Raw genomic sequence first — 13,995 nt, 5'->3', positions numbered from 1 at the left:
AGGTTTGGATATATAGAAGGAGTGACATCGTATGGAGCTGTTTAGCCCCGCTTTTTGGCTGGCGTTGTTGAACGTTGTATTTATTGATCTAATCCTGGCTGGCGATAATGCCATCGTGATTGGTCTCGCGGCTCGAAATTTGCACCCTTCTGTGCAGAAAAGGGCGATTCTTTACGGAACAGGCGGCGCACTTTTGATTCGCATTGTAGCCACCGTGATTGTGCTCTGGCTGCTTAAAGTGCCATGGCTACTCCTTGTTGGTGGATTACTCCTGATCTGGATAGCTTACAAGTTGTTGGCAGATCAAGGGGAAGAGCATTCAGATATCAAGGCCGGCAGTTCTCTCTGGGTAGCCGTGCGAACGATTGTCATCGCAGACGCTGCCATGGGACTGGATAACGTCATCGCCGTTGCTGGTGCAGCACAGCAGCACTTGGTACTTGTTATACTCGGATTGTTGATCAGTGTGCCTATTATCGTGTGGGGCAGTACGTTATTTATCAAATTAATTAACCATTTCCCTTGGATCATTTATGTTGGAGCTATCGTGCTTGGGTATACGGCTTCAAACATGATCACAGAGGAGCAGCGTCTTGTACCTTTCTTCACTGAGCATCCGGCACTGAGAATCTTATTTATCGTTCTCGTTACTGCTGGTGTTGTATTTGCAGGATATCGCAAACGTGCAAGCAGCAATAAACCAGGTGGAGAACGGCAGCACTCCTATTCCTAAGCTTTATTAAATGGGATTCCCATCAAACACAAGCATAAAAAAGGACTAGACCGATTAATATATCGGCCAGTCCTTTTTCTTCGTGAAGATAACATAGTCCTTATTATGTCATTCAATCCAGAATGCGGCTCCTCAGAACCACTCTTCTTTCATGTCATTAACTTCATCCTCATTGGTTACCATAAAGTTCTCGCCTGCATGCAGCGTAATGGTTTCTGTCTTCTCCACCGCCTGCTCCACCCATTCCGGTAGCTGACTCATGGTCGCTTCAATTTTGTCCACAATGCGAAGATTCGGATTCGTTGTTGGGGATTTAGGTACAAAAAGAGTACAACAATCCTCATATGGCAGTATCGATATATCGTACGTTCCGATCTGTTTGGATAGAGTTATAATTTCCTGTTTGTCCATCATGACAAGTGGTCGCAGCAGCGGCAGATCCGTCGCACGTCCAATGACATTCATGCTTGGCAGGGTCTGGCTTGCTACCTGACCCAGACTATCTCCGGTAATCAGTGCAAGCGCACGTTCACGTTCAGCCAGCTTGGTTGCAATACGTAACATGGAGCGGCGCATCAGTGTGATGATCAAGTTATCCTGTCCCAGTTGGGTAAATGCAGTTTGAATTTCCGTAAAAGGAACCAGATGCAGCTTAATTGTACCTGCATGATCAGCAAGTGCTCGGGCCAAATCAATGACCTTTTCTTTGGCACGCTGGCTTGTGAACGGATAACTGTAAAAGTGTACACATTCCACTTCCAGGCCTCTACGCATCGAAGACCATGCCGCTACAGGGCTGTCTATTCCACCCGATAATAACAGCATCGCTTTTCCATTTGTGCCAAGGGGGAACCCGCCTACGGCCGGAATCACCTCACTGAAGATATACGTACCCTGATCCCGAATTTCCACACGCAGTTCAATGTCAGGTTGACGCACGTCAACGCTTAACTGCTGGAATTTCCGAAGAATCGGAGAACCTACCAGATGGTTCATTTCATGCGAAGAATTGGGGAACTCTTTCCAAACACGCCGTGCATTAACTTTAAACGTGGTACCGTCTTTGAATTCAGACTCTCTTTCATCCATAAAAGCAACGGCTGTCTCCACGATTTGGTCAGTCTCCGATGGGGTCACTTTAACCGGACTGATCGACATAACGCCGAATACTCGTTTCAGCACAGCGATCAGCTCTGTATGAGATTCGCCACCCAGATCAACATACAACCGTCCAAACTCCTTCCGCAGACTTGCACCTGGATAAGGTTTGAGCAGGGAACGTACCTGGGTGATGATTGTTTTTTCGAACCGGGCACGGTTTTTTCCTTTTAACATAAACTCTCCGAAACGGAGAAGCAGCATATCATATTTCATCTAAAATCACATCCGCCTTTCCAACGGGCGCAGCTGCGCCACCATCTGATGTAAAGCCTGCTCCAGCAGTGCCACATCTTCTTCTGTATGTTCATCTCCAAGACTAATACGCAATCCACCAGCAGCACAAGCATGATCCCTGCCCATGGCAAGCAATACCCTGCTGGGTTCAGCCGATCGCGAAGAGCAGGCAGATTGTGTAGAAACAGTTACTCCAAGTTGTTCAAGGGTATGCAGCGCCACTTCTGCCTTCATTCCAGGATAGGAAAAATGAACAATGTGCGGCGCACCCTCCTTACGACTATTTAGCACAAGTCCGGGAATCGTATCTATGACCTCCATAATACGATCTCGCAAAATCGTTGTACGCTGTGCAAAGTCAGCCTGACGTTCCGCAGCGAGACGCATCGCCTTGGCCATACCCACAAGCAAAGGTACGTTTTCAGTACCCGCTCTTAGTCCCTGCTCTTGGGAACCCCCTGACAGTAAAGGCGTAAGCTCGACTCCACTTCGTACGTAAAGAAGTCCAGCTCCTTTGGGACCACGAATCTTGTGAGCAGACAAGCTGTACAGATCCGCGCCCCATGCCGCAGGTTTAGCTTCCATCTTGCCAAAACCCTGCACACCATCTACATGAAAAAGCACCTTTGGTGCTTCCTTTTTCAGTCGTGCACCGATTTCAGCAATTGGATGTATCGCTCCTGTTTCATTGTTCACATGCATCAGACTCACAAGCACCGTATCCGATCTTATGGCATCCACTACCTGCTGGGCGCTAACTATACCATCGGAATCCACAGGAAGCCAAGTGACCTCCCATCCCCACTGCTGTAGCTGCACAAAACTCTCGTATACCGAAGCATGCTCCGTTGCAGTTGTAATGATGTGTTTGCCCCGTGACTGATACCGCAATGCCGCGCCTTTAATGGCAAGATTGTTGCTCTCGGTTGCGCCTGAGGTAAATACGATTTCTTCCGAATTCACATCAATAGCAGCGGCACAAGCAGCTCGCGCTCGGCGCAACAATTGATGAGCACGCTCACCGTAACCATGAATTGATGACGGATTCCCAAATTGCGCCTCCATAATCTCGGCCATTGTACGAACGACATCCGGATGAGGAGGCGTCGTTGCTGCATAATCAAAATATTTCAAATGAGGTTCCCCTCCTTGTCTCTTCGTTGTGGAATCTACAGTGAGCATTGTAACACGATCCCTGCCCAACACAAAAAGACCAAACAGGAACCAAGCACATTTAAGGGCGCTGTTCCCGCGTTTGATCTCTTCCAGAACGTACTGTTGTGTTGCCATTTCTTCGGTCTATGCTATTTATACCGTATATTTCGACTGCGCCTTCTCCACTTTGGAAATATAAGCCTGTGTTTCTGCAGGAAGACGGTTCAGTACACTCATCAGTTCAGCGTCACTCGATACACCCAGACTCGAAACCCGTCCCGGTCCGGCATTATAAGCAGCAAGTGCCATTTTCACCTCGCCACCAAAACGCTGGAGCTGGAGTGAAAGGTATTTGGTTCCACCATCTATATTTTGAGCGGGATCGTAAGCGTTGCTTACTCCCAACCCTGCTGCCGTCCCATCCATCAGCTGCATTAGTCCTTTGGCACCTGCGGAAGACACTACATTCGGATTGAAACCGGATTCTGTATCAATAACCGCCTTGATCAAAGATTCAGGCACCCCATATTTGGCGCTCGCTGAGGCAATCAAAGATTCAAAATCTGTAGGTACAGATGCACCCGAATCCACTGCTCCAGAGTTTAACAGGGAAGATAAAGAAACCACATTACTGTTCGAGGAAGAAACAGAACTTGCATCCGGGTTATACATGCTGCCCAATTGCAGCCACAACAGACCGTCATTGGATCGTTTGGAGATCGCAGCAGAATTCACGTCTTCGCCTACGCTACTCGTATTGTTCAAAGTATTTGAATTCGTCCCGAGCAGCCCGTCCATCATACTGGCAAAATCCACTGTTGAATCTGAATTACCATCCGATGCATTTGTTTCGTTGAGACTATTGGACAATTGCAGTTCCAGCAACTGCCGCGACGAGCGCGGATCAATCTGCATGAGTTATATTCACTCCCGTATAATGTAAACGTAGATTATGACTTTATTCTACATTATTTTACAGGCAGGTTCCATTGTTTTCAAAAAAATAGACCAATTTTACAACTTCATTGCGTATATGCGAAAAAACCTTCTGCAATCCCCCTTAAGTAAGGTGGAAGCAGAAGGCTGCAAATAACCAACTCATATCCAGTTCGGTTATCATTTTTTGTACCGATAATCAGATCATGTTTTTTAACGGGCGAATGGAATCATGAAGAAATAGCTAAGTGTTGCCACTGCGCCAAGTCCGATGGACCACGCACCAGCCGTTTTCCGGCCGTTGACGTAGGCATAGTAACCAAGTACCGCTGCAGCTGGACCAAGGACAATGGACCACATAAATAAGGATGCGATACCAAAGGCCAGACCCATATATCCGGAGATTCGGCCAGTAGATTTCATGACACCGTCGTCATCTTCACGCTTCACAGGGGTATGATCGGTTCTTTCCGTAGGTTCTGTTCGAATAGAACCAGTTGGTGGCGCTACCTCTGCACCATACTCTTCCCTGTGGCTACGTCTTGGATAGTCTACACGCTGACGCTGCTTTTCATCTAACGGAGTCGTTTTTGGACGTTGCAGCGGGTGATCATCTCTTCGGTCATTATTCAATGCAAAGCACCTCCATATCCATGGGAATGACTGCTCATTTCGGTTTGAATGTGTGGCAGCATGTTGCAGAAGATGTACGCGCATGATCATGATGATCGGAATCAAAGGTCTCTCCGGCAAATTCCTCATGTAAGCGACGGGTGGCATGTTGGTCAATGTCAATCATGATGGCATCAGCCTGGCAGAAATTGTTTTCTCCCCAAAAGTGGCAGTTAGCAACACTGCATTTGACGATCGGCTTCTCTTGGCTCATTTTTATCACCTCGACATCTATTGTCTCCGCACCGTAAATCGGCTATTCTCCAACGAAATGCCAGATGATGACATGCTCCTTTATCCGCGATGCCAGTTGAAAGAACACGCAAAAAAACCGCCACAAGGGCGGTTTTGTCCAATTCGCATATAAGTTAAAAAATGTATTTACGCGTGATTGCGTTGATTTTGCATCCGACGCTGCGTGAGGTAGTCACTTTCATAAAAGGCCAGATCATCACGCAATTCTTCGTACGTTTTTGATATTTCAAGAATAACATCCCGTACTGCACGAATGGGCTTATCACGGAATCGGATCGCATCCTGACCAGTGTAAGCATATCTTCCATCTTCGGAGTAACATTCATTTTTAGGATAAAAAAAGCTGTTTATGCTTTGATGGTATGTGTTATAGAGAGCCTTTTCGGCAAAATCAACATCAAAATTGGCACGACGCAGCACAACGCCAAGTTTTTCGTAAGAAACTTCAGAAAAAACGAGCAAATGACGGAGATCCGAAAGAAATCCTTTGTAGAAGGCTGATGACTCCTCCGTCTGATTCTGATCCAGTTCAGGCAAGGCATTTTCATTCAAAAATTTTTCGATCCGATCGATAGCCGGTTTTAACTTTTCCCTAGTTGACTCACATGTTTTCTGTACATTGGCTGCTGACATAAAGGTAGCTCCCCCTTAAATAAGTCCTTACATATAGATCGGCCAACGGGAGGTTCTCCCCTGACCTTGAATTCTCAGGTACTATCCTACCATAAAAAGATGACGAGCGGTATCCCTTAATCAGGCTTTCCCTTTCTGTTCCTGAACATGCCCGTTACACACAGCTCACCTGATGTTCACCTGCATAAAAATAACCGCTTTTCCTAACGATAGATATATCCAGTGACAACGATGAATCAGAGCACTGTTAGATAATTATCAAAATAAACGAGGAGGTTCCATCCCCTATGTCCAGACCGAAATGGGTTAACTGGGCCATTGCAGCGGGTGCGGGCGCACTTGCCTTGACGCTTTTGCTTCCGACGTCCAATCGCCCTGTTCCTGCTCCGAGTGCCATGCCCGATTCTCCACACGAGGAGCATGCGAGCAAACAACGTCTTAAAGTTCAGGATGTAAAATCAACCGATCTGCTGACCCGTGCGGATGCCAAACAACACCTTAACATCATGCTTGAGAAAACCTCCAAAATGAATGATGTGCAGATAAGCCAATACGTTAAAGAACTTCAACAAACACATGATCATATTCGCTCTATTGATGTAATGAATACCAAAGGATCACGCAGTCGGCACTTTGACAAAACAGCTGCAAAAGGAAGCAAGATGGAACAGCAAAAGCTGGAACATTCTCTCGCCCTGGCCAAGAAAGCTGTGAGCAAACGTCAAAGCTTCGAATCTTCTTCCTTTCCTCTCGGTAAGGAAAAGTTTTTTGTTATGGCGCAGCCTTCCAAGGATGGAGAACGTGCCGTCATCGCTCTGTTTAGCCAAAATGTACTGAATGCCGTGGAACAGCATCAGCGCAAAAATTTGCGCATGATCCCTTATCCGCGTGAAGGTAAATTCAAAATCGAGTCTGTGCACCCCGACACCCTAAAAGAAATTACTGTAAAAACAGGACATGATAATGCCAATGCCAGCCATTTTTACGAAAATGAAATCGTCATCCGTTTCCGTCAGGATCCAGGTGAACGGGATATGCGCATCATTAAATCTGACCTGCGGACGCAATCGGCACGCAAGCTGGGATACACGTATGTTTTTCGGTCGGAACATATGAATTATCAACAATTACATGCCTATTTCGAACGTAAATGGAATCCGCTGTATATGGAACCCCACTACATGTATTTAACCAATGAAACCGTACCTGAACAAAAAGATGTAACCGTGCCCAATGATATTTTGTTCTCCGACTACCAATGGAACCTGCCCGCCATTGAGACTAACCGTGGCTGGAATATTACAAAGGGCAACAAGGATGTTATCGTTGCCGTGGTAGACACCGGCGTCGATCTGACTCATCCTGATTTGAAGGGCAAGCTGCTGAAAGGTTATAACGTTGTCGATCCAGCGAGCAAACCGCTTGATGACGTGGGCCATGGTACACATGTAGCTGGCATCATCGGCGCTGTTGTGAATAACAACGAAGGTGTAGCAGGCATGAGCTGGTATAACAAGGTACTACCTGTTAAAGTGCTCGACAATTCGGGTTCAGGCACAACCTATGCTGTAGCAGAAGGCATCATTTGGGCCGCTGATCATGGAGCCAAGGTCATTAACATGAGTCTGGGTAACTACGCCGATGCCCAATTTCTTCATGATGCTATCAAATACGCTTTTGATCGCGACATCGTATTAATTGCAGCGACCGGTAACGACAATACGGAGCGTCCGGGATACCCTGCCGCTTATCCAGAAGTATTTGCGGTATCCGCTACGGATGCGGACATGAACAAAGCTTCCTATTCCAACTACGGGGATTACGTCGATGTGACGGCTCCAGGCTCCAGCATTGCAAGTACGTATCCCAAAAACCAATATGCAGCCTTGTCCGGAACGTCCATGGCAAGCCCCCATGTAGCGGCACTTGCTGGCTTGATTCGCTCGTTAAATCCCGATCTGACCAACACAGAGGTCATGGATCTGATGCGTCAAAGCGTTATAGATCTTGGTGACCCAGGTCATGACAAGTATTTCGGTTATGGTCAAATCGATGTGTTTAAAGCATTGGAGGCGGCCTCTGGCAACAGTGCCCCACTTCAATTCTGGCCGCAGCATGTGAGACAGCAAATGGATAATACAATGAAAAAGTACATCAAACAATAACCGAAAAATGGATAAAAAAAACAAAAGCAGCTGCGCCCCGGGGCGTATGCTGCTCTTTGGTATATTTACCTATTCCCCCGGGGCACTCGCTGCGACTAGCGCTTGCGAGAAGTTGTGCGGGATTTGCCTGATTTTTTTACAGATTTTTTCTTGCCGTTGTGGCTTGAAACATAACAAGGATCTTCTTCTTTGACCACGACAGGATACATGTGATGATGGATTGGCACACAGTGATGTTTTTTGATGACTTCGATCGGGTGAATTACGGGTACGATTTGTGGGATGTAGTAATCTTCAACAACCTGGATTGGGTCACATACAATCGGACAAAGCGGTGGACAGAAATGGTTCATTTCAAACCAACTCCCTTTCAAGTGATACTATAACGTATTGCGCTGGGTCCGATGTGGATTGGATGTATGTCCGTATTCGAAAAATTAAATAAGCGGGAGCCTGTCCGCCGTTGCCCCACCCTGTTGCGGTGTAATGCTCTTAATAACCCTGCATAAAACCCGTAGACCTTCACATAACAGCTCCTGATTCGTAACCGTGAAGCAGATCCGCAGACTCGCCGTATCCGTTTCCCCCACATAACAGGCAGAGCCCGGCAAAAAGGAAACACCTGCGGCAAGAGACTGGCGGTGCAGCTCACGCATATCCAAACCATCAGGCAATTGCAGCCACAAGTTTAGTCCTCCATCAGGCAAAGTCCAGTACATCCCGGGAGAACCATGTTCCTCCAGTATTGTTGATGCGGCAAGCAGCCGGGAATATAATTCATCCCTCAATCGCGCTGTATACGCACTGTATTGATGCTGTATGAATGATTGCAATGCCTTTTGTGTAAGCAGCGGACTGCCGAGATCCGCAGTGGATTTGGCAGCAACAAGTCGGGTGAGCACACTTCCGTCTGCAACCGCACACGCCACACGGCAGCCGGGAGACAGTACTTTGCTGAAGCTTTTGATATATACCACATGGCCCGTCCCATCCATCGATTTAATGGAAGCAGGGGGCGGATCACGGAAATACAGATCGGCGAACGGATCATCCTCCAGGATGAGACAATGATAACTTTGAGCAAGATTAAGCAGTTGCGCACGCCGCTTGGCACTCATCGTAATGCCTGTAGGATTGTGAAACGTAGGAATGGTGTATATCAACTTGGGCGGGTATGTATCACATAACCGAGTTAACAAATCAATACGCATACCATCGTTATCCATCGGCACTGTTATGATCTTCGCTCCTCTGCTTGTAAAAACATCTATTGCTCCGGTATAGCTTGGTGCTTCCATGTATACGACGTCACCAGGACCAACAAACGTACGCGCGACAAGATCGATTCCCTGCTGGGTACCGCTCGTAATCAGCATCCGTTCGGGCATTACCCGCAACCCTCTTTCCGCAAAATGACCGGAAAACGTCTGACGCAGTTCCCGATCTCCCTGAAAGGACCCGTAAGTAGCCATGCGCTCTGGATGATCCGAGGAAAGTCGGTACGCACTATCGATAATCTCTCGCGTTGGCAACAATTCAGGCTGAATTGCCGACATGTGCAGCTCATATTTAACTTGAGGAGATGCATCAAAATGTCTCCAGAGCTGTGCTCGTGGCAAATAATCCACAAGGGCCATCTGCCAGTTCCAAGGTGTGCTGGATTCATTCTTTGCATGAGTACGGTGAGTCCTCTCCATATCCTCCGTTATCTCCAGCTCCTGCGCCCCCCGCACATAACAACCCTTCCCCTGGGAGCAGGTTACCAGCTGTATGGCTTCGAGCTCGGCATAGGCTTTGGACACGGTAACCAGGCTGACGCCCAGATCTGTGGTCATTTTACGAACCGAGGGCAGACGGGTCCCAGGCTCGATTAGTCCAGACCTTATTCGGTCAGCTAGTGTAAGGGCAATCTGAACATACAATTTGGTGCTGCTTCCCCGATTTAATTCAATATGCACACATGCACCCTCCCAACTGTTATGATCAGCATTTTACTGTTATACTGCATTCCGTCTATTATATTTATAATATAAGTATAACAGTGAATAACAGGAGATGAGAATACGATGAATATCCCTTGGTCCAAAATGGCACAAAATACCCCGTCCTCTGTCGTTCGCGACATGTTGCAGGCTGCACAGGCACCCGGAATGATTTCTCTTGCCGGCGGTTTACCTGCCCCGTCATCATTCCCGCTTGAAGCCATCCGTGACGCATACGAAAAGGTATTCATGGGTGGTTCAGCGGCTCTTCAATATGCAGAGACGGAAGGTTTTCGACCACTACGTGCCAAAATTGGCGAACGTCTTGAATCCAAGGGCATTCCTGCTTCGCCTGATCATATGCTTCTGACTACCGGATCTCAGCAATCCATTGACCTGGTGTGCCGCATCTTGCTCGATCCAGGTGACAGCGTATTGGTTGAATCACCAACCTATCTGGCTGCCCTTCAGGTCATTCATTCCTATCAGGCTGAGGCACACGGTGTTGCCTGTGATGATGATGGAATGTTGCCTGAATCACTGGAAGAACAACTGCAATTGCATCGTCCCAAGCTCGTTTACATTAACCCTACGTTCTCCAACCCGTCAGGTAAAGTATGGAGTCGCGGTAGACGGCAGCAAGCTGTGGATCTGTGCCGGAAATATGGCGTATTGATCCTGGAAGACGATCCCTATGGTGAAATCCGCTTTAAACCGGAACAGCTGGATGCCCCTGCATTAGCGCAACTGGATGCAGCATCCTATGAGGGTCCATCCAATGTCATCTACACCAGCACATTCTCCAAAACCGTAGCTCCAGGTCTCCGCACTGGCTGGATACTGGCTGCTCCTGATGTTATCCGAATAGCTGCCCGCGCCAAACAGGGGGCAGATTTGCATTCCAGCAGCATCGACCAAAGAGCACTTCATGCACTATTGGAGTCTTTCGATCTAGACGGGCATATTCGCAATATCTCACAGGATTATGAACAACGGATGAAAAAAATGACCACTCTCATGGCTGCAAAATCGTGGGAAGGTATCTCTTGGAACTCGCCGCAGGGCGGAATGTTCCTATGGCTGCAACTGCCTGAGGGCATGCTGGCCAGCAATCTGTTCACCTATGGAATTCAGGAGAAAGTATGCATTGTACCAGGGGATTCCTTCTATGCGGGTACACCGGAGCTGAACCGTATGCGGATCAACTTTACTCATACGGATCCAGATCTGCTTCCAGAGGCTGTAGAGCGTATGGATCGTGCCATTCAACGCTGGCATGCATCATTGCAGTCAGACAGTGTAGTTACACTGTAACGAACTGTCATCCACTGTATCATTAGGAACAATTTCTCATTCCAACGAGTAACACAAAAATAAGGCGTCAGACCCGAGAAAGCTCGAAGTCTGACGCCTTATTTATATGACCTGCAAGTGCAGGAATTCTTTTGAAGTTTAATCGCATCCTTCTGATCAGTCAGGCACATCAGGTACAATCGTTCTGTTTGCTCGTGACTGATAGTGGGCTGCACTTGTTACTGTTTGTGTTGTAGTTAGGAAAGCTTACCGTAAGCCGGGTTCTGTGCTCTTCGTGGTTCAGACGGGAACTACCCTCCCACCACAAGCGACAATCATCTATCTAGGCCATACATTGCTGCACAGCTCAAGCGACCAACCTAGACACACCTCGGGCTAAGGCTGCCTTCTCCGAAGAGTCGACTGTGTCCCATTAGGTCTTGCTCCAGATGGGGTTTACCAGGAACGAAGTCACCAGCGTTCCTCGGGGTCTCTTACACCTCGGTTCCATCCTTGCCTGTGCCGGAAAATCCAGCCATCGGCGGTCCATTTCTGTGGCACTATCCTTCAACTCGCGCTGACTGGACGTTATCCAGCATCCTGCCCTGTGGAGCCCGGACTTTCCTCTCGTGGCAACAAAGGCCACCAGCGATTGTCTGTCAAGCTTTCCGAACAACATTACATAGTATACAGGCATTTGAGTTTACAAACAAGCTTAATCTTACAGGAAGCATTGAACCCGAGTGCTTTTAGATAAATTGGAATACTTCCGTATTTACCTCGGATGCAGTCACTTGCGTGGCATAACGTTTGTCTTCCAAACGTGAGCGCAGCCAATCCGCAGTTTTCGGCTTCATGATTTTCTCGGCATTATGCCCGGCGTCGATGATACACATGCCCGCCATCAGTGCATCATGAGCCGTATGATAATCAATGTCTCCAGTTACGATGACATCGGCACCTTTGAACCGTGCAGGAAGGGTATAACGGCTACCTGAGCCACCAAGCACTGCTGCTTTTTTGATCTGTCGATTGAGATCGCCTACCACCCTAACGTATGGCACATCCAGTTGGGCCTTAACGACCTCTACCAGCTCACCGAGTGTCTTTGGTTGTTTGAGTGGTCCCAAGCGCCCCAGACCCAGCGTACGGCCTTTTAAATCCATTGCATACAGGTCATAGGCCACTTCCTCATATGGATGAGCCTTCAGCATCGCTTGTACAACCTTGCTGCGCAGACTCTGCGGTACGATGGTCTCAATCCGCATTTCCTCTACACGCTCCATCTGTCCATTTGTACCGATGAAAGGCTGTGTCCCCTCACCCGGTACAAAAGTACCTGTGCCTTCGGTGTTGAAGCTGCACTTGTTGTACTGACCAATACTGCCAGCACCGGCTTCGAGAATTGCCTGTAGCACCTGCTCATGATGGGTGCGGGGTACAAATACAGCCAGTTTGAACAGATGATCTGTATGTACATCCTCAAGTGATTCCTTGCTCTCTATTCCAATAGCCTCGGCCATCCAGTCATTCATGCCACCTTCAGCCACATCCAGATTGGTATGACTAATGTACACCGCAATATCATGCTTGATCAGCTTCTCGTACAGTTTCCCCATGGGTGTGTCGGTATTCAATGATTTGACCGGACGGAAAATGATGGCATGGTGCGCAATAATCAGATTGGCTCCAATCCGAATGGCCTCGTCTACAACTTCGTTCGTAACGTCAAGTGCGATAAGAACGTGCGTAATTTCCTTTTGCAAGCTGCCAAGCTGAAGACCAATCCGGTCGTCCGGCACGGCCAGATGTTTGGGAGCAAGCTGCTCCATCAATTGAATTACAGTTTGACCTTTGGCAAACATGAGAGTACCTCCTTCAAGTTCACAATAAGACGCTCCACCTCAGCCGCCTTGTCCCGTGAGGAATCCTGATCGGATTTGGAGATGGACTGCACAACACTTTGCAGCTTGACGATTTCGCTCTCCCACTTGGCAAAGAACACATCCGTAGGACGGTCTGTTAAATAAGGCCCCATGCGCAGCAGCAAATCTGATGTCAATTCCACTCCGCCTTCAAGCGGACGTGCGCGATACACTTCCTCATTGGCGATTGGACTGAGTTCTTGCGGCATTGCTGTAATAATCTCGTACACTTTGCCATCTTCCTCAAGCAGCTGTTCTGCAACGACCACCCAGTGGTGCTCCAACAACCAACGTCTGAGAATATCCTCACCCACATTAGGCTGCAAAATAAGAAGCTTGACCCCATCCAGTTTGGAGAGGCCACGATCCAGAATGGAGGCAATGAGTGCCCCTCCCATACCGGCAATGGTGATAACATCCACTTCTCCTGCAGAGATGACATCCAAGCCATCACCACGACGTACTGTAATTCGTTCCTTCAGGCCAGCATCGCTGACTTGCTTGCATGCAGCTTCATAAGGACCGGGATTGACTTCTCCGGCTACTGCACCTGCTGCTTTCCCGCTGCGTACTGCCGCTACCGGAAGCAAAGCGTGGTCTGAGCCAATGTCAGCCAAGCGGCTGCCTTCGGGAATTTGATCATGTATCCGCTGTAATCGATTCGAAAGTTTCATGAAGCACCTACACCATTCATTTAATTTATTGATTTGCATTGAACAACGAAAAGCGATAAAATGAAATCCAATAAAACATTTCAAGGATGAATTACCAAAACCAAGAAATTTAGATATTCAATTTAAAAATAAAGGAGACCCCGCCGCCGCTTAAGCGTCTTGCGGAAAGTCTCCCAT

General features: G+C 47.9%; 13 protein-coding genes and 1 other RNA gene. 3 read left to right on the top strand and 11 right to left on the bottom strand.

Annotated elements, in window-relative coordinates; all coding sequences use genetic code 11:
* The first annotated feature begins 31 nt into the window (after positions 1–31).
* Positions 32–733, top strand: coding sequence for a TerC family protein (locus BMW94_RS10740; protein WP_090998152.1), 702 nt, complete (start codon positions 32–34; stop codon positions 731–733).
* Positions 734–865: 132 nt separating this feature from the next.
* On the opposite strand, the gene thiI is transcribed toward BMW94_RS10740, so the two are convergent.
* From thiI to BMW94_RS10710, 6 genes are all read right to left on the bottom strand, one after another.
* A complete protein-coding gene (gene thiI, locus BMW94_RS10735) occupies positions 866–2,107 on the bottom strand; it encodes a tRNA uracil 4-sulfurtransferase ThiI (RefSeq protein ID WP_090998150.1) in 1,242 nt (413 codons plus the stop codon).
* Between the two features lie 6 nt (positions 2,108–2,113).
* The gene (locus BMW94_RS10730) at positions 2,114–3,262 is read right to left on the bottom strand and encodes a cysteine desulfurase family protein (RefSeq protein WP_090998147.1); all 1,149 of its coding nucleotides are present in this window, start codon (positions 3,260–3,262) and stop codon (positions 2,114–2,116) included.
* 174 nt (positions 3,263–3,436) lie between these two features.
* Positions 3,437–4,198 (bottom strand): lytic transglycosylase domain-containing protein, encoded by a 762-nt coding sequence (locus BMW94_RS10725; protein WP_090998144.1) that lies wholly within the window; start codon positions 4,196–4,198, stop codon positions 3,437–3,439.
* Positions 4,199–4,432: 234 nt separating this feature from the next.
* Entirely contained in the window at positions 4,433–4,822 is a 390-nt protein-coding gene (locus BMW94_RS10720) for a hypothetical protein (protein WP_063567041.1), read from the bottom strand.
* A gap of 64 nt (positions 4,823–4,886) precedes the next feature.
* Positions 4,887–5,105, bottom strand: a complete 219-nt coding sequence (locus BMW94_RS10715; RefSeq protein WP_064636410.1) for a DUF1540 domain-containing protein — start codon at positions 5,103–5,105, stop codon at positions 4,887–4,889.
* A 167-nt stretch (positions 5,106–5,272) separates the two neighbouring features.
* Positions 5,273–5,779 (bottom strand): YpuI family protein, encoded by a 507-nt coding sequence (locus BMW94_RS10710; RefSeq protein WP_063567014.1) that lies wholly within the window; start codon positions 5,777–5,779, stop codon positions 5,273–5,275.
* A 287-nt stretch (positions 5,780–6,066) separates the two neighbouring features.
* On the opposite strand from BMW94_RS10710, the gene BMW94_RS10705 reads away from it, so the two are divergent.
* Entirely contained in the window at positions 6,067–7,944 is a 1,878-nt protein-coding gene (locus BMW94_RS10705) for a S8 family peptidase (protein WP_090998140.1), read from the top strand.
* Between the two features lie 95 nt (positions 7,945–8,039).
* On the opposite strand, the gene BMW94_RS10700 is transcribed toward BMW94_RS10705, so the two are convergent.
* Together BMW94_RS10700 and BMW94_RS10695 are read right to left on the bottom strand one after the other, a co-directional pair.
* A complete protein-coding gene (locus tag BMW94_RS10700) occupies positions 8,040–8,297 on the bottom strand; it encodes a hypothetical protein (RefSeq protein WP_090998137.1) in 258 nt (85 codons plus the stop codon).
* A gap of 84 nt (positions 8,298–8,381) precedes the next feature.
* Positions 8,382–9,902 carry a MocR-like pyridoxine biosynthesis transcription factor PdxR gene (locus BMW94_RS10695; RefSeq protein ID WP_090998132.1) on the bottom strand — a complete coding sequence of 507 codons (1,521 nt, stop codon included), beginning with the start codon at positions 9,900–9,902 and terminating at the stop codon, positions 8,382–8,384.
* Positions 9,903–10,010: 108 nt separating this feature from the next.
* Between BMW94_RS10695 and BMW94_RS10690 the strand changes: the two genes are divergently transcribed.
* On the top strand, positions 10,011–11,240 hold the full coding sequence (locus BMW94_RS10690; RefSeq protein WP_090998129.1) for an aminotransferase-like domain-containing protein: 1,230 nt from the start codon (positions 10,011–10,013) through the stop codon (positions 11,238–11,240).
* A gap of 237 nt (positions 11,241–11,477) precedes the next feature.
* Here the strand turns inward: BMW94_RS10690 and rnpB are convergent.
* From rnpB to BMW94_RS10675, 3 genes are all read right to left on the bottom strand, one after another.
* Positions 11,478–11,887, bottom strand: an RNA gene (rnpB, locus tag BMW94_RS10685) — RNase P RNA component class A.
* Positions 11,888–11,968: 81 nt separating this feature from the next.
* Positions 11,969–13,084 carry a Nif3-like dinuclear metal center hexameric protein gene (locus BMW94_RS10680; protein WP_090998126.1) on the bottom strand — a complete coding sequence of 372 codons (1,116 nt, stop codon included), beginning with the start codon at positions 13,082–13,084 and terminating at the stop codon, positions 11,969–11,971.
* Positions 13,060–13,818 (bottom strand): tRNA (adenine(22)-N(1))-methyltransferase, encoded by a 759-nt coding sequence (locus BMW94_RS10675; protein ID WP_090998123.1) that lies wholly within the window; start codon positions 13,816–13,818, stop codon positions 13,060–13,062. The genes BMW94_RS10680 and BMW94_RS10675 overlap by 25 nt, the downstream gene beginning before the upstream one ends.
* Positions 13,819–13,995: the final 177 nt, after the last annotated feature.

The organism is Paenibacillus sp. OK003, from assembly GCF_900109515.1.
Taxonomy (GTDB): domain Bacteria; phylum Bacillota; class Bacilli; order Paenibacillales; family Paenibacillaceae; genus Paenibacillus; species Paenibacillus marchantiae.
The sequence above is the reverse complement of the archived record's forward strand: the minus strand, read 5'-3'. Positions and strand labels throughout refer to the sequence as shown.